This is a genomic window from Lysobacter sp. CA199 (genome assembly GCF_052078715.1).
In the GTDB taxonomy this organism is placed as follows: domain Bacteria; phylum Pseudomonadota; class Gammaproteobacteria; order Xanthomonadales; family Xanthomonadaceae; genus Lysobacter.
The window spans coordinates 100399-116144 of sequence record NZ_JBQJIL010000004.1 but is presented as its reverse complement, the minus strand read 5'-3'; the positions used below and the strand labels follow the sequence as shown (position 1 = coordinate 116144).

Sequence of the window (15746 nt, the reverse complement as noted above, 5' to 3'; positions counted from 1 at the left end):
CGGGTCAATCACTCGGCGAGCACTTCGTCGATAGCCTGTTGGACGTTGACCTCGCCATTAGCGATGGCGAGCATCAGGTCGTCGTTGAAGGTGTTGAGGACGAGGTAGGCGCGGCGTTCCAGTTCGTGCTGCGCGGCGGCGTGCCAGTTGTGGATGCCGCGCAGCTGCATCAATGCGGCGCGGTTGTACTTCTTCATGCCGCCGAGATAATCCTTGAGTGCTTCGGTTTGGTTTTGCATGTTGGGCCTCCGTGGCCGTCGTTGGTGTGGGTGCATGAACGCTTCCTTCGCCAACGAAGCCAAGCGCTTTTTCGGATAAAGAACGAGCGTTCTTCGAAGCAGACAGCTGTTGGACAGGAAGCCCGCGAACGCAACGAAAAACGCCTCCGCAGTGCGGAGGCGTCGGGTCAATCGAGCGGGGAAGTTCAGCGCGCGTCGGGGCCGGATTCGGCGAACACCTCGACCATGGCGCGGCGCGTGTCCACCATGTCGAAGGCCATCTTTTCCAATAAGTCGCTGGGAAACAGCCGGAGCGCATGCGCGGCGCGGCGTTGAAGTTCGACCATGGCCACCTCCCGCCACTCTTCCAAGGCGATGAGTTCGGAGAATGAGGCGTCGTTGGTTTGTCGAATGCCGCGAAGGCACGCCTTCAGGCGCGCCAAGTCGATGTCGTCGGGTTCCTCGTTCTGCATGCTGGCCTCGGGCTCGGGTGGGTGTGGCGGAATGAAGGCTTCATTCGCCCAGGAAGCCAAGCGGATAACGCGCACATGTCGCGCGTAATTCAACTCGCGGACAGCTTCTTGCGATGGTGTCCCGTAGTTGTCTGGTAGCAAAGAAAGATCGAAAGAAGCGACAAATTCGCTTGGCTTCCTTGGCGAAGGAAGCGTTCATGTCGTTGCCGCAACAACGCGGCGAACTTGAGAGAACAACGATGACGAATATGTCGTACTGCCGGTTTCAGAACACTGCGCTACACCTGAAGGTGTGCGAGGAGGTCCTGGAAGATTTGGCCGATGGCGACCCCGAGCGGCTCAGTGACGAGGAGTTGGAGGCGGCGAAGCGGCTGGTTGCCAGTTGCCTGAATATCGTCCAGCTATTGGCCGAGCGTGGCTCCCTGGAATTCGAACCGAACATGGACCTGGAAACGGTAGTCGAGGAGTTAAACCAAGCAGCGACGTAACGAGTTGAGAGCGACTGCCCCAGCGTCCAATGGACGCTGGGGCATTTCCTCTTCCTCACCCGCTGCGAGCCTGTCTGGGTGCTGTCTAAGTTCCGGGACCGGCGCAAATTGACTTGCGATGTTCCGCCACCGAAGCGTTCATGACGCCGCCGCAACAACGCGGTTTGACAGGGACGAGCCCATGAATCAGAGCATCATGATGTCCGACGCCGAGCTTCGAAGCCTCAGCGATTACGTGGAGCGGATACTGCGGTCCGGCCATACGTTCTCACGGCCCGACGCCCGCTTAACCTTGTTCGCCTGCTTTGCCCTAGCCAGCATCCTTGCCGAGCGAACGGATACGATCCGAACGCGTCGCCTCGACCCGAAAATCCTTGCGCGATTGGTGACCGAGTGCCGTAGAGAACTGGCCCCGGTGGAACGTGCCATCGATGAGACCGGTAGCTGGGATGCAAAGCGCTGGGTTCCGAGCGAGATGTGCGAGGACGAGATGACGTTGCGCTGGCTGCATGAAGAGATTGCGCGCTGCTTTGAAGGACTGGAGCCGGAGTTCGTGGGGTTGCCGGTGCATCAACTCAACCGAGCGGTGCAGCAGGCCCGGCTGATGCAGGTATGGGACGTGGCGGACGCCAAGTACCAACCCAGCCTGCGCGCGGCCATTCGTCATTTGGAGCAGGCGATCATGGCGGCGATGTGCGCGCCGCATAACTAAACCTCCGAGAGCGCGCACCCCAGTCTCCCATTGGAGGCTGGGGTGTTCCCTCTTCCGAAAATTTGTTCGCGAAACCGCTTGCTAACGTGTTGGAAGGAAGCGTTCATGTCGTCGCCGCAACAACGCGGCGTCCCCAGGAAGAACCACCATGAGCGAGCATCTTCGTAATTTCGGCAACCTCACCCGTAGCTTGACGAAGTTCGAAGTGGACATCCACGACATGCTGACGCACGACGACACCGCCGCGTTGGTGCCCGAAGATTTGGCGGCGGCTGGCAAGCTGAGCCGAAGCTGCTGGGCGGTCGTTGCCATGCTTTGCGGAGCGGCCGGTGTCGACTTGCCGACCGAACCGGATTGGGACGACATCCTCGCGGAGGTTAACGCGACGCTGGGTCAGCAGTAAGCCGGGAGTGGTAAGTCCCCAGCGCCCGATGGGCGCTGGGGCGTTCCCTCTTCCAAAAGCCCGATCTGCGCCGATGGCCGGCGGTCGCGGAGGCTCTACCGAATCGAATTCTTCTATCGTGGGAATCTCCATCCGCGCCTACGGCCGCCATCGCGGCGTGTCCGATACCGCCGTGCGCAAAGCCATCGCCACGGGCCGGATTACCGCTGAGGCGGACGGCACCATCAACCCCGCGCGTGCTGATGCCGAATGGGCGGCCAGCACTAAAGCGCCGGAGGAGCGCGTGTTGCCGCCTGCGCGGCCCGCGCGGGCGCGCGCCGGTGCGTCGGCCGGGGCAGACGACGTAGCCGCGTTCGCGCCAGCCAGCGCGCCGAGCGGCGGCAATACCTACGCGCAAGCGCGCACCGCGAACGAAGTCCTCAAAGCGCAGCACCACAAGCTGCGCATCGCCCAACTCAAGGGCGAGCTGATCGACCGCTCGCAGGTAATGGCGCAGGTGTTCGCGCTGGCGCGCGCCGAACGCGATGCCTGGCTGAACTGGCCCGCGCGCATCAGTTCGATGCTCGCGGCAGAACTTGGCATCGACCCGCATGTCATGCACGTCGCGCTGGAGCGCGAGGTGCGGCAGCACCTGGCCGAACTCGGCGAATTCAACGCGCGACTGGAATAACGCTTGTACGACGGCTCTGACGACGTTGCGCGGTCCTGGCGCGACGGCCTGACGCCCGATCCGTTTCTTGATGTCTCCGATTGGGCGGATCGCGACAGGGTGCTATCGAGCACGTCGTCCGCCGAGCCCGGCCGCTGGCGCACCGCGCGCACGCCTTACCTGCGCGACATCATGAACGACCTGTCGCCGGCTTCGGCGACGGAGCGCATCGTCTTCATGAAGGGCGCGCAGGTTGGCGGCACGGAGTGCGGCAACAACTGGATCGGGTACGTCATCGCCTGCGCGCCGGGGCCGATGATGGCCGTGGCGCCCACTGTCGAGATGGCCAAGCGCAATTCGAAACAGCGCATCGATCCGCTGATCGAAGAATCGCCGTCGCTTCGCGAACGCATCGCGCCCTCGCGCGCGCGCGACGCCGGCAACACCATCCTCGCCAAGGAGTTCCGCGGGGGCGTGCTGGTTCTCACCGGCGCGAACAGCGCGGTCGGCTTGCGCTCGATGCCGGTGCGGTATTTGTTCCTGGATGAAGTGGACGGCTACCCGCGCGACGTCGAGGGCGAAGGCGATGCCGTCGCGCTGGCCGAGGCCCGCACCCGCACTTTCACCCGCCGCAAGATCCTGTTGGTGTCGACGCCGACGATTGCCGGTGCCAGCACCATCGAGCGCGAGTACCTCGCGTCCGACCAGCGCCGGTACTTCGTGCCATGTCCGCATTGCCGGCATGAGCAATGGTTGCGGTTCGAACAACTGCGCTGGACCTGGGGCGATCCGCGTTCGGCCCGCTACATCTGCGAGTCCTGCGAGCAGCCGATCGGCGAGCACCACAAGACTGCGATGCTGGCGGATGGGCGCTGGATTGCGACCGCGCCGAAGAACCGCGGCAAGACGGCCGGTTACCACCTGTCGTCGTTGTACTCGCCGGTCGGCTGGCGCAGCTGGACCGACATCGCCGCCGCTTGGGAATCGGCGCAAGGCTCGGCGACGGCGCTCAAGGCGTTCAAAAACACCGAGCTGGGCGAGACCTGGGAAGAGGAAGGCGAAGCGCCGGATTGGGAGCGGTTGCTGGAGCGACGCGAGGACTACCGGATCGGCACCGTCCCGGCCGGCGGTCTGCTGCTGACCGGTGGCGCCGACGTCCAGAAAGACCGTATCGAGGTTTCGATCTGGGCGTTCGGGCGCGGCCGGGAGACTTGGCTGGTCGAGCATCGCGTGTTGATGGGCGACACCGCCCGCGCCGCGGTCTGGAACGAGTTGGGCGCCATCCTATCGGAGCAATGGACGCACGCCAGCGGTGCGCTATTGCCGCTGACCCGTCTGGGCCTGGACACCGGCTTCGCGACGCAAGAAGCGTATGCGTTCGCGCGCGGCGCTGCCGATCCACGGCTGCTGCCGATGAAGGGCGTCGGCAGCGGTGCCGCACTGATCGGCACACCGACCGCGGTCGACGTCAGCGTACCCGGCAAGCGACTGCGACGCGGCCTGAAGCTGTTCGCCGTGGCGGGCGGGATCGCCAAGCTGGAGTTCTACAACGCGCTGCGTCTGTCGATTGAGATCGGCCCGGATGGGCAACCGGCGTTTCCCGCCGGCTATGTTCATTTGCCGAAGATCGATGGCGAGTTCTTGCAGCAGCTGACGGCCGAGCATTTGATCAGCCGACGAGATCGGCACGGCTATGCGCAGCGCGTATGGGAAAAGCGCCGCGACCGCAACGAAGCGCTGGACTGCTACGTGATGGCCCGCGCCGCCGCGATGCAGGCCGGCGTCGATCGCTTCGAAGAACGCCATTGGCGCGAGATGGAACGAACACTCGGGGTCACCCACGCCACCCCGCCGCCCGACTCGCCCAGTACGAACCAATCCCCTCCACAGGCCGCCCCATTGGGCGGCCTTCCTGTTTCTGGCCCGCGCCCACGACGCCGGGTCATTTCGAGCCGTTTCATGCGATGAGCCAACTTCCTTACACCCACGAACAATTGCAGGCCCTGCGCAATGCGCTTGCTCGCGGCGAGCGCCGCGTCAGCTTCGGCGACCGCCTGGTCGAGTACCGCAGCGTCGATGAGTTGCTGGCCGCAATCCGCGAGATCGAAGCCGCGCTGGCCGGTACCGAAGGTCGGCCGCGCCGCGTTCGCCGCTTGCGCGTGACCACGAGCAAGGGCTTCTGAGATGGGCTGGTGGTCGCGCCTACGCGCATCGATGTTCGGCGGCTCGCCCGTGCATGAAGTCGCGGGCGCCGGCCGGCGTTCGACCGCGTGGCAGCCGGGCAACCCCGGCGCGGTGGCCGCGCTGCTCGCGACCGGCGATGCGCTGCGTATTCGATCGCGTGATCTGGTCCGCCGCAACGCCTGGGCGAACGCCGCGGTCGAGGCGTTCGTCGCCAACGCGGTCGGCACCGGCATCAAACCGCAATCGTTGATCACGGATCAGGCCCAGCGCGAAGCGTTGCAGGCGTTGTGGCGGGACTGGTGCGACGAAGCGGATGCCGCAGGCCTGACCGATCTCTACGGCCTGCAAGCGCTGGCCTGCCGCGCGCTGCTGGAAGGTGGCGAGTGCCTGATGCGCCTGCGCCCGCGCCGGCCTGAAGACGGCTTGGCGGTGCCTCTGCAGCTGCAATTGCTGGAGCCGGAGCACCTGCCGTTGCACCTCAACCGCGAGGAGCCCAACGGCAACCTGATCCGTGCCGGTATCGAGTTCGATCGACTCGGCCGACGCGTGGCGTATCACCTCTACCTGTCGCACCCGCAAGAAGGGGCGATGGCGCCAATGTCGCGCCACGGCGGCCTGGACACCTACCGCGTGCCGGCGTCGGAAATTCTGCACGTCTTCCGGCCGCTTCGGCCGGGCCAGATTCGCGGCGAACCGTGGCTGGCGCGCGCCCTTGTCAAGCTCAATGAGTTGGATCAGTACGACGACGCCGAGCTGGTACGCAAGAAGACGGCGGCGATGTTTGCCGGCTTCATCACCCGCGACGGTCCCGAAGACCCGTTACCCGGCGATGCACCACCTGACGAACACGGCAACGCGCCGCTCGGCTTGGAGCCGGGGAGCCTACAAATCCTGGAAGCTGGCGAAAGCGTCACCTTCGCCCAACCCGCCGACGTCGGCGCGAGCTACGACGCGTTCCTGCGCTCGCAGTTCCGTGCGGTCGCCGCGGCGATGGGCATCACCTATGAACAGCTCACCGGTGATCTAACCGGCGTCAATTATTCGTCCATCCGCGCCGGACTGCTGGAGTTTCGGCGCCGCTGCGAGATGGTCCAGCACAGCGTGCTGGTGTTTCAGCTGTGCCGGCCGATCTGGAGCGCGTTCGTGGATGCGGCGGTGCTGTCGCGGGCGATTGAGCTGCCCGGCTATCGCCGCCGTAAACGCCAGTACCGCGCCTGCAAGTGGGTGCCGCAGGGCTGGAGCTGGGTCGATCCGGAGAAGGAGTTCAACGCGATGATCCTGGCGATCCGCGCCGGGCTGCTCTCGCGCTCGGAAGCGATCGCCAGTTCGGGCTACGACGCCGAGACCATCGATCGCGAGATCGCGGCCGACGCCGCGCGTGCCGACGCGCTGGGCTTGGTCCTGGATACCGATCCGCGCGCGGTTGCCCGCAATGGCGCCAAGCACGCCCTACCGCCGGCCGACGTGCCGACCCCTGAGCCCAAACCCACGCAATGACCGGACTGCCCCACCTGGCGGCGCGCGTGTTCAACACGCCGCTGCTGATTCAGCGCGCCAAATTAGACGTGATCGTCAGCGTCCTGGCGCCCAAGTTTGACCTGCAAACGCTGCCACCGCCGCAGATGGGACCGCCCAGCTCGGCGGCGCTGCGATTAGCCGACGAACGCGGCATCGCCGTGCTGCCGATCCACGGCACGCTCGTGCAGCGCACCGGCGGCTTGGATGCGCTTTCGGGCCTGACCAGCTACCAATCGATCACGCGTCGGCTGGACGCCGCGCTGGCCGACGACGCGGTGCGCGGCATCGTGCTCGATGTCGACAGCCCCGGTGGCGAAGCGGCCGGGGTGTTCGACTTGGCCGACCGGCTACGCGCGGCGCGGTCGCACAAGCCGATCTGGGCCGTCGCTAACGATGCGGCGTTCTCGGCGGCCTATGCCCTGGCCAGCGCGGCGGACCGTGTATTTGTCACGCGCACGGCCGGTGTTGGTTCGATCGGCGTGATCGCCTTGCACGTCGATCAATCCCTGCGCGATGCCAGTGCGGGTTTGAGCTACACGCCGATCTTGGCCGGCGCGCGCAAGAACGATGGCAACCCGCATGAACCGCTGAGTCCCGAAGCGCGCGCGTCGATTCAAACCGAGGTCAACCGCCTCTACGAACTGTTCACCCTGACCGTCGCCGAACACCGCGGATTGTCGCCCGATGCGGTGCGTAAGACCGAGGCCGCGCTCTACTTCGGCCAGGACGCGATCGATGCCGGCCTAGCCGATCACGTCGGCACGCTCAGCGACGCCGTGCAGCAGATGCACACCGAACTTGACGCGTCCGCGCGTCCCTTCCACTTGGAGACCCTCTCGATGTCCACCCCTGATTCGACGGCACCCGCCGTCGACGCCGACGCCGTGCGCGCGCAGGCGCACGCCGATGCGCTCGCCATCGCCGAGCTGTGCGAACTGGCCGGCCAGCCGGCCCTCACCGCCGCTTACCTGTCCGAAGGCATCACCGCCGAGGCCGCACGTCAGCGGTTACTGGCGCTTAGGGCGCAATCGCCCGAAATCGCCAGCCACCTCTCGCCCACGGGTCCGGATGCGCAGGCGACCGCCAATCCGCTGCTCGACGCCGTCAAGGCGCGCGCGGCGCTCAACCGGAGTGTCCGCTGATGCCTCTGACCACGTATCCCCCGGTCGTTGAGGGGCCGAATTTGGGCGATTTGCTCAAGCTGGAGGCCGACCACCTCTACTCGCGCGATCGCGTCACCATCGCTATCAATCAGGTCCTGGCGCTAGGTCAGATCGTCGGCCGCATCGCCGCATCCGGTCAGATCGCCGCCCTCGATCCGGCCGCTTCGGACGGCCGCGAGGTTGCCGTAGGCGTGGTCATCGTACCGATCACCGCCGCCGACGTGCCGAACCCGGATGGCCTGATCGTCGCGCGTCACGCCACGGTCTCGGACCGCTACTTGGTCTGGCCCCGAACCACTACCCCTGAACAACGTGCCGCTGCCGTCGAGCAGCTGCGCGCCCTCGGCGTGCTTGTGCGCCACGGAGCCTGATCCATGCCGATGAACAACCCGTTTCACAATCCCGCGTTCTCGGTCAGTTCGCTGACCGCGGCGATCAACCTGCTGCCCAACCAGTACGGCCGGCTCGATGAGCTGAACCTGTTCCCGATCAAGCCGGTGCGCACGCGCCAGGTCTCGATCGAGATGCGCAACGGCGTGCTGAACCTGCTGCCGACGCTGCCGGTGGGCGCGCCGGGCACAGTCGGTACGCGCGGTAGCCGTGACCTGCGCGCGCTGACCATTCCGCACATCCCCCACGACGATGTGGTGCTGCCCGAGGAAGTAATCGGCGTGCGCGCCTTCGGCACCGAATCGGAGTTGGAAACGGTGGCCGGTGTCATGGCCGATAAGTTGCAGACCATGCGCAACAAGCACGCTATCACCTTGGAGTACCTGCGCATGGGCGCGCTCAAAGGCGTGGTGCTGGACGCGGACGGTACGGAACTGATCGACTTCTTCAAGTTCTTCAACATCGAGCAGGAGGTCTTCTCGTTCGAACTGGCTAACGAAAAAACCGACGTTCGACAAAAGTGCATCCAGCTCAAGCGCCTGTTCGAAAAGAACCTGCTGGGCGAGCGGATGTCCGGCGTGCGTGTGCTGGTGTCGGAGGAATTCTTCGACAAGCTGACCGGCCATCCCGAGGTCAAGCAAGCCTGGAAGGACTGGCAGAACGGAGAGTTCCTGCGAAGCGATCAGCGAGCCGGCTTTGCAATGGCCGGCGTGGTGTTCGAGGAGTACAGCGCTACTGCGAGTACGGGCGTGCCGGGCGAAGATCCGCGTCGGTTCATCGCCCCGATGGAAGGCCACGCCTTCCCGCTGGGTACCTTGAACACGTTCGCAACCTATGTGGCACCGGCCGACTTCAATGAGACGGTGAACACCCTCGGCCAACTGCTGTATGCCAAGCAGGCGCCGCGCAAGTTCGACCGCGGTACGGACCTGCACACGCAGTCGAATCCGCTGCCGGTGTGCCAGCGACCGGGCCTGCTGATCAAGGTTACGGTGTGAACGCGTTCGAAACGATGGATGACGTAGTCTTCGACACGCTCGGCGTCGCCGCGCTCGTTCAGCGTGCTGATTGCCCCTCGGCACATTCGCTCCTGATCGTGCGCGACGGCGTCGAGCGTCTCGGGGAATTTCAGCAGGTCGTCGGGCGCGCCCGGCACGTGATCGCGCGGAATCGGGAGTGGGTGTTCCGGCGCGGCGATGAGGTCACCCTCGACGGCCGCATCCAGTCCGTTGAGGCGCTGGTCACCGACGACGGCCGGATCAACGAGGCGGCGTTGTATGGCTGACGTCGCCCGAACCTGGGCGCTGTTGCAGCGCATCGCCGCACGACTGACCGAGATCCGCATCGACAACGGCTTTCGCACCGAGGTGGGCACGGCGGTCGCGCTGGAGCCGGCGCAGCATTCCGACGAATCGCTGGTGGGCCTGACCCTGGCGGCCTTGGGCATCCAACGCGATACGAATCAGCCCCACGGCCGGCATCGGGTATTGCAGGCACTGGCTGAGGCGACGTTGCCGGTGACGCTCGCCGACGCCCAGCTTCGCTCGCACGACATCGCCGCCGACATCGAGGATGCGCTCGATGCCTGGATTCCGCTGCCGCACGCCCTGCCGGTGCAGGTTGAGGACATCGTGTTCCTCGACCGACCCGAGGGGTTGCCGGTGGTCGCCGTCCAAGTCGCCCTGACGATCCGATACCGCCGCTGATGGACCTATCCATCGATGCGGACGGGGCGCTGGACGCGGCCAAACGCATCAGCGACATTCCGGCGAAGGTGGCGGTGGCACAGCGCCGCGCATTGGGCACCCTGCGTCGTCGTTGGCCGGTCATCGCCCGCCGCGACATCCAGACCGAATACGCCCTGTCGGCCCAGCGCATCCGGGCCGGCGTCAGCGTGCGCACCACGCGCGAAGGTGTCGAGTTGGTCGGCGTCGCGCGCGGCGTGGGCCTGCGCAATTTCGCCTCCAAGCGCAGCGCCGACGACCGCGGCCTGGACTTCACCGCAGTTCGTGGCCGGCGTGGCTTCAAGCGCTCGGGTTTCCATCGCCGCCACGGCGGCGCCGACATTGCCTTCGAACGCACCCCCATTGCGGGCGCCAAGCGCGTCCCGCGTACCCCGATCCGTCGCCTCTATGGGCCGTCGCTGGCCCAGATGCTGCGCAAGGGCGACCGGCCCCAGCGCATGGCGCAGGCGGGCCTGGACGTGATCACCGCCGAGATCGACCGGCTGCTGCTGCGCTCGCTGCGTACCTGAACCCGCTGCCGCTCGGCAGCCTGACACCATAACTATAGGAGCAACGCGACCGATGGCCGCGCAGGACCTGTTTTCCTTTCAGGGCAAGGTTTACCTTGCCCAACGCCAGTCCAACGGCAAGCCCGGCCCGCTGCGGTGGGTCGGCAACGCGCCCCAGCTCCAGCTCGCGTTGGAGGTGCAGAACTCGGACAAGACCGAGTCGTTCAGCGGCAACCGCATGCTGTACGGCCGTCTGGTCCAGAGCAAGACCGCCAACGTCAACCTGACCTTGGACGAAGCGACCCCGGAGAACATCGCCGAGGGGCTGTACTCGATTCCGGCCACCCTGCCGGCGGGCGCGATCAGCAACGAACTGCTGCCGCCGGGCCTGAAGGCCAACGACTTGGTCGCGCTCGACCGGGGCTGGATCAGCGAGTTGTCGCTGACCGACAGCGCGACGCCGCCGGTTACGGTGCCGGCGGCCAACTGGTGGACCGAATCGCCCTCAGCTGGCGTGATCGGCTTGCGCAAGGTCGATGGCCACACGCAGCCCTTCAAAGCGACCTACCAGCATGGCGAGACGGTCAACATCGCCCTGTTCAATACGCCGCCGCCGGAGCGGATGCTGTTCCTGGATGGCATCAACACGGTCAACGGCCGCCGCGCGAAGGTCACGCTGTACCGGGTGGCTTTCAATCCGATCGAACAGCTCGACCTGATCTCCGAGGAGTGGGGCAGCCTGCAACTGTCCGGCGCGGCCTTGTTCGATGAGACCCGCGCGTTGGACCCGAACCTGGGCGGCTTCGGCCGCATCGAAATGGTGAAGGCGTAATGGCGCGCAAGATCAAACGATCTGAGGCGCCGCCGGCCGACGATCTGACTGTGTTGCAGCCCAACCGGGTGCTGCCGCTCGGCGATCGCACCGTGACCGTCCGCGAGATCGGTTTCTTCGAAAGCCTGCGCTTGCACGCGCAGATCGCCGGGTTGGTCGCCGACCTGATCGAGCAAACCGACGACGGCAACATCGATCTGAGCCGTCTGCATCGGGTCTGTGCAAAGCATCCGGAGGCGACGGTCGAGCTATTGGCCCAAGCCAGCGATCAATCCGTCGAGTTCGTGCATTCGCTCAGCGCCGCGCACGGTGACCTGTTGCTGCTGACGTTCTGGGCGGTCAACGCCGATTTTTTTCTGCAGCGCGTGATCGCGGCGCTGGAGCTGCGTCGCGCGGACCCGGCAACGACTGGCCCAGCGTCCTCGCCACCCTGATCGATCACGGCCATGACTGGCCGTGGATCGAGCGCGCCACCGCGCGCCAACTCGCCTTGTTCTACCGCGTCGCGATCCAGCGCGAACGCGCGCTGCGCGCCGAGCGCATCGAGGACGTCAACGCCGGCTTTGCCGGTGGGCGCGACGTCACCGCCTTTATCCAATCCCTTCGGAAGACCTGATGAAACTGATCGAGAACTGGCGCCAAGCGTGGCGCTTCCTCAGCGTGCAAGCGATGACCGTGGCCATCGCCCTGCAGGGCGTGTGGCTGAACCTGCCCGACGATTTGCGGGTCCACGTCCCTGATCGCATCGCCGCCAGCGTGACCGCAGGCCTGTTGATCCTGGGCCTGATCGGCCGTCTGTTCCAGCAGCGAGGCGCCGATGGCACGACTCTCCGCTGAGCAGGCCGGCGGCCAGAATGTCGTCGCCTTCCTCGACATGATCGCCCACGCCGAAGGCGTCGAGCGCTTCAGCGAGCAGGGCGGCTACGACGTCATGGTGGGCGGTAAAACCTTCACCAGCTTCGACGAGCACCCGCGCAAGCCGGTCTGGCTGCCGAAATACCGTATCAATTCCACCGCGGCGGGGCGCTATCAGTTCCTGTGGAAGACCTGGAACAGCCTGCGCAATCGTCTGCGACTGCCCGACTTCGGCCCGGCCTCGCAAGACCGCGCCGCGATCGAACTTCTGCGCGAGACCGGCGCCCTGGCCGACATCAAGCAGGGCTGGATCAGCAGCGCGGTGCGCAAGTCGCGCAAGACCTGGGCGTCGTTGCCCGACGCCGGCTACGGCCAGCGCGAAGTGCCGCTGGAAAGCCTGCTCGCCGTCTATCAGAAGGCGGGGGGCCAGATCGCATGATCGCATTGAAAGTTTGGGCGACCACGGTGCTGACCGCGCTCGCCGCGGTCGTCGCCGCGTTTGGTTGGGGGCGTTGGAAGGGCGCACAACGGGCGCGGAGCGAAGCGGCTGATCGGATTTCCGATCGCGAACGACAGGTGCGGATCGCGGAACGAGCGCGAGCCGATTCTGAAACCCGATTTGAGGTGGAGTCCGATGTTCTACAACTGCCGACCGGCACCCCATCGCCGGTGGCGGTGGCTGTGCCTGATTCCGCTGCTGACCGCCTGTACGACGACTGGTCGCGTGACGGAAGCAACGACGGGTTGCGCCTGGACGCGGCCGATCCTGGTCTCGCGACAGGATCAACTGACGGACCTGACAGCACGACAAATCCTGGCCCATAACGAAACCGGTCGCCGATTGTGCGGCTGGAGACGCAAGCCTCCAACGGCAGTCGAGCAGCACTGATTCATGGCGAACCGCGACACCACGATCACGCTATTGCTCAAGGGCAACGCGGCGGCGCTGAACACCGCGCTGCAACAAGCCGGTGCCCGCATCCGATCGTTCGCCTCGGAGTCGCAGGCGGCGGGTCGTAAAGCCCAGGCAGGATTGTCCGGCCTCCAATCCGAGATCCGGGGCGTCGCCGCGGGCTATCTGTCACTGCGATCCGCGCAGGGCTTGGTTCATGTCGCCGACGAAGCCGCGAACCTGCAAGGCCGGCTGAAGCTGGTCACCAAAACCCAACAGGAATTCAACACCGCTTACCAAGGCGTTCAACAGATCGCGCAGGCGACGCGACAGCCGCTCGCCTCGACCGTCGACTTGTATGCGCGCATCGAGCGCAGCACCCAGGCGCTCAAGTTGAGCCAGGGCCAGATTTTGGGTCTGACGCAAACGATCTCCCAAGCGGTCGCCCTTAGCTTTACCTCTACCGCCGCGGGTGAAGCGGCCTTGATGCAGTTCAGCCAGGGCCTGTCGTCTGGCGAAGTGCGCGGTCAGGAGTTGAACTCCGTGATCGAGCAGACCTCGCGCATCGCCGAAGCGCTCAAGGCGGGCTTGAAGGAACTCGGCGTCGAGGGCGCCGACAATCTCAAGAAGCTTGGCGAGTCGGGCAAGTTGGGGCCGTCGCTGGTACTGCGTGCGTTGCAGACGCAGACCAAGACCTTGAACGAGGAGTTCGCCAAGCTGCCGCTGACCATCGGCGGCGCGCTGACCCAGCTGCGGAACGCTTTCACCGTCACGGTAGGCGATATGGAGCGCTCGACCGGTGCGGCCGGCGGCCTATCCACCGAGATTTCGTCGCTCGCGACCTTCATCTCCAACTACAACGCCGCGCTGGTGACGGCGAATGGAAACACCGAAGCCGCAGGTCAGAATCTCAACGTCCTGGTGTCGATCGTCCGTGTTGTGGTCAGCGCGTTTATCGGATTGAAGGTCGGGTTCCAGATCATCGGCCGGGTCATTGCCGCGCTGATGGTCAGTATCGAGAACTTCGGCCGCTACCTGATTCTTAACGGACGCGTCATCGTCGCCTATGTCGAGGCCGTCAAGAAGGTCGCGCAGTTCGATTTCGCCGGGCCGGATCAATTCTTTCAGGTCCAGCAGAAAGCCTTTGCCGACGCGAAGGGGCTGGTGCGGCAAACGGCCGAGGCGTGGCGCGCGGCCGGCGGCGACATGGCCGACGACATCGGCAAGGCCAATACCCAGCTTGAGCTACTTTGGAAAACCAGCGCGGATGCGAAGCCGGCACGGGACTTCGCGGCCAGTGCCAAGACCATCTCGGACGGCGCAGGCAAGGTCAAAGGGAAGGCCGGCAGCGACAAGGATGATGTAAAGCGGAAAGCCGACAAGAAGAAGGAGGAGGACGAGCAGAAGCGAAAGGACGAGGATCGCAAGAAGGAGCTGACCGAAGCGGTGGCCGCCGCCGAGAACGCGATTCTGCGCGTGCAAGGCAAGGAGCGAGAGGCGCGCGAGCGTGAGCTTGCGGAGCAGTATGCCCCGCTGCTGGCCGACATGAAGCGACTGGGCGTGGCCGGCGACACGACCCTGCGTCTGCACATCGATACCGAGTCGGCGCAGGCCGAGCTACAGGAACTTCAGGCTCAGGTCGAGCGTGTCTTTGGGGATCAGACCCGGCAGGAGCAGTCGATCCAGACGCGGCAGCAGGCGGGCCTGCTGACCGAGATCGGCGCGCGCCGGGAGCTGATCGGTCTGCATGCCAGCACAGCGGCCGAAGTCGATCAACTCCTGCCGAAGATGGAGCAGCTGGCGGCTAGAACCGGATCGCCGGACGCCATCGAGCGCGTGAAGGATCTGACCACACAGGTCGCCGCGCTCAAGGTTCAGTCCAACGAACTGGTCGTCACGCTCACCAATGGCTTTGAGAGCGGACTGAGCACGGCACTGGAAGGCTTGGCTACCGGTACGCTGACGTTGCGCCAAGCGCTCACCGGTTTGGTGCAGGACATGGCGGCGTCGCTGGCTCAATTGGCCGCGCAGCAACTGGCGGCGATGGCGACGGCGAAGCTGATGTCGGTGATCGGCAAGGTGGCCGGCGGCAAGGGTACCCCGGATTTGGCGCAGCCCGATCCGGTGCAAGCGGCGGCGGCCGGCGCAGCTTATGCGGTGCCCATTACCGGCGCGTCCGTCGCGTTGGGCGCGGCGGGTAAGGTGGTGATGAGTGCGGCGATCGCTATGCAGACCGCGGCGACCACCATGCTGGCGGCCAACGCCACCAAGTCGATGTCCGGATTCTCCGGAGGCGGCTTCACCGGCATCGGCCCCAAGTACGCCCCGGCCGGCGTCGTACATCGCGGCGAGTTCGTTAACCGTCGCGAAGTCGTTCGGCAGCCGGGCGCGCGTTCGTTTCTGGAACGGTTCAACCGAATCGGCATGGCCGCGCTCGACGGGCTGCGCGGATACGCATCGGGCGGGTTTGTCACTCCGGCGCCGCGTGCCCCGACTCCGTCGCGCGCGCCGATGCCCGAGCGCGGTCCAGCTTCGGATGCCGGCCCACGTGGATCGCAGATCACCAATGTCCTGTACTTGGACCCGCGCGAGATCGTGAACGTGATGAGTACCCAAGCCGGTCGGCAAGTGATCTTGTCCACCATCCGGGCCAACGCCCCAACGGTACGTCAAGACCTGGGGTGACATAGATCGATGCGGGATATTTCCAGAAAACCATTGAGCAAATGAATCGAT

General features: G+C 65.4%; 22 protein-coding genes. 20 read left to right on the top strand and 2 right to left on the bottom strand.

Features of this window, described 5'->3' with window-relative positions; translation table 11 throughout:
* Positions 1-8: 8 nt before the first annotated feature.
* Complete coding sequence (locus ACTOWJ_RS07765; RefSeq protein WP_441334027.1) at positions 9-239, bottom strand: hypothetical protein; 231 nt, start codon at positions 237-239, stop codon at positions 9-11.
* A gap of 185 nt (positions 240-424) precedes the next feature.
* On the bottom strand, positions 425-691 hold the full coding sequence (locus ACTOWJ_RS07760) for a hypothetical protein (RefSeq protein WP_441334026.1): 267 nt from the start codon (positions 689-691) through the stop codon (positions 425-427).
* 197 nt (positions 692-888) lie between these two features.
* On the opposite strand from ACTOWJ_RS07760, the gene ACTOWJ_RS07755 reads away from it, so the two are divergent.
* The 20 genes from ACTOWJ_RS07755 (at position 889) to ACTOWJ_RS07660 (ending at position 15695) form a co-directional block, all read left to right on the top strand.
* Entirely contained in the window at positions 889-1179 is a 291-nt protein-coding gene (locus ACTOWJ_RS07755; RefSeq protein WP_441334025.1) for a hypothetical protein, read from the top strand.
* 181 nt (positions 1180-1360) lie between these two features.
* Complete coding sequence (locus ACTOWJ_RS07750; RefSeq protein ID WP_441334024.1) at positions 1361-1891, top strand: hypothetical protein; 531 nt, start codon at positions 1361-1363, stop codon at positions 1889-1891.
* Between the two features lie 148 nt (positions 1892-2039).
* A complete protein-coding gene (locus ACTOWJ_RS07745; RefSeq protein WP_441334023.1) occupies positions 2040-2294 on the top strand; it encodes a hypothetical protein in 255 nt (84 codons plus the stop codon).
* A 172-nt stretch (positions 2295-2466) separates the two neighbouring features.
* Complete coding sequence (locus tag ACTOWJ_RS07740) at positions 2467-2964, top strand: elements of external origin (protein ID WP_441334022.1); 498 nt, start codon at positions 2467-2469, stop codon at positions 2962-2964.
* Positions 2965-2967: 3 nt separating this feature from the next.
* Positions 2968-4911, top strand: coding sequence for a phage terminase large subunit family protein (locus tag ACTOWJ_RS07735; RefSeq protein WP_441334021.1), 1944 nt, complete (start codon positions 2968-2970; stop codon positions 4909-4911).
* Complete coding sequence (locus ACTOWJ_RS07730) at positions 4908-5126, top strand: phage head-tail joining protein (protein ID WP_441334020.1); 219 nt, start codon at positions 4908-4910, stop codon at positions 5124-5126. Before ACTOWJ_RS07735 ends, ACTOWJ_RS07730 begins: the two co-directional genes overlap by 4 nt.
* A gap of 1 nt (position 5127) precedes the next feature.
* Positions 5128-6624, top strand: coding sequence for a phage portal protein (locus ACTOWJ_RS07725; protein ID WP_441334019.1), 1497 nt, complete (start codon positions 5128-5130; stop codon positions 6622-6624).
* Complete coding sequence (locus tag ACTOWJ_RS07720) at positions 6621-7787, top strand: S49 family peptidase (RefSeq protein ID WP_441334018.1); 1167 nt, start codon at positions 6621-6623, stop codon at positions 7785-7787. The genes ACTOWJ_RS07725 and ACTOWJ_RS07720 overlap by 4 nt, the downstream gene beginning before the upstream one ends.
* On the top strand, positions 7787-8179 hold the full coding sequence (locus tag ACTOWJ_RS07715) for a head decoration protein (RefSeq protein WP_441334017.1): 393 nt from the start codon (positions 7787-7789) through the stop codon (positions 8177-8179). Before ACTOWJ_RS07720 ends, ACTOWJ_RS07715 begins: the two co-directional genes overlap by 1 nt.
* 3 nt (positions 8180-8182) lie before the next feature.
* Positions 8183-9196, top strand: a complete 1014-nt coding sequence (locus ACTOWJ_RS07710) for a major capsid protein (RefSeq protein ID WP_441334016.1) — start codon at positions 8183-8185, stop codon at positions 9194-9196.
* Positions 9193-9483 (top strand): hypothetical protein, encoded by a 291-nt coding sequence (locus ACTOWJ_RS07705; RefSeq protein ID WP_441334015.1) that lies wholly within the window; start codon positions 9193-9195, stop codon positions 9481-9483. Before ACTOWJ_RS07710 ends, ACTOWJ_RS07705 begins: the two co-directional genes overlap by 4 nt.
* Positions 9476-9904: a hypothetical protein gene (locus tag ACTOWJ_RS07700; protein ID WP_441334014.1), complete on the top strand. Its 429-nt coding sequence runs from the start codon at positions 9476-9478 to the stop codon at positions 9902-9904. The genes ACTOWJ_RS07705 and ACTOWJ_RS07700 overlap by 8 nt, the downstream gene beginning before the upstream one ends.
* The gene (locus tag ACTOWJ_RS07695; RefSeq protein ID WP_441334013.1) at positions 9904-10452 is read left to right on the top strand and encodes a hypothetical protein; all 549 of its coding nucleotides are present in this window, start codon (positions 9904-9906) and stop codon (positions 10450-10452) included. The genes ACTOWJ_RS07700 and ACTOWJ_RS07695 overlap by 1 nt, the downstream gene beginning before the upstream one ends.
* Before the next feature lie 52 nt (positions 10453-10504).
* Positions 10505-11263: a hypothetical protein gene (locus ACTOWJ_RS07690; protein ID WP_441334012.1), complete on the top strand. Its 759-nt coding sequence runs from the start codon at positions 10505-10507 to the stop codon at positions 11261-11263.
* Positions 11263-11697 carry a DUF6631 family protein gene (locus ACTOWJ_RS07685; RefSeq protein ID WP_441334011.1) on the top strand — a complete coding sequence of 145 codons (435 nt, stop codon included), beginning with the start codon at positions 11263-11265 and terminating at the stop codon, positions 11695-11697. The genes ACTOWJ_RS07690 and ACTOWJ_RS07685 overlap by 1 nt, the downstream gene beginning before the upstream one ends.
* A gap of 56 nt (positions 11698-11753) precedes the next feature.
* On the top strand, positions 11754-11879 hold the full coding sequence (locus ACTOWJ_RS07680) for a hypothetical protein (protein WP_441334010.1): 126 nt from the start codon (positions 11754-11756) through the stop codon (positions 11877-11879).
* Positions 11879-12100, top strand: coding sequence for a DUF7940 domain-containing protein (locus ACTOWJ_RS07675; protein WP_441334009.1), 222 nt, complete (start codon positions 11879-11881; stop codon positions 12098-12100). Before ACTOWJ_RS07680 ends, ACTOWJ_RS07675 begins: the two co-directional genes overlap by 1 nt.
* A complete protein-coding gene (locus ACTOWJ_RS07670) occupies positions 12081-12557 on the top strand; it encodes a glycoside hydrolase family 24 protein (protein ID WP_441334008.1) in 477 nt (158 codons plus the stop codon). Before ACTOWJ_RS07675 ends, ACTOWJ_RS07670 begins: the two co-directional genes overlap by 20 nt.
* The gene (locus ACTOWJ_RS07665; RefSeq protein WP_441334007.1) at positions 12554-12943 is read left to right on the top strand and encodes a hypothetical protein; all 390 of its coding nucleotides are present in this window, start codon (positions 12554-12556) and stop codon (positions 12941-12943) included. Before ACTOWJ_RS07670 ends, ACTOWJ_RS07665 begins: the two co-directional genes overlap by 4 nt.
* Before the next feature lie 67 nt (positions 12944-13010).
* A complete protein-coding gene (locus tag ACTOWJ_RS07660; RefSeq protein ID WP_441334006.1) occupies positions 13011-15695 on the top strand; it encodes a tape measure protein in 2685 nt (894 codons plus the stop codon).
* The last annotated feature ends 51 nt before the right edge of the window (positions 15696-15746 follow it).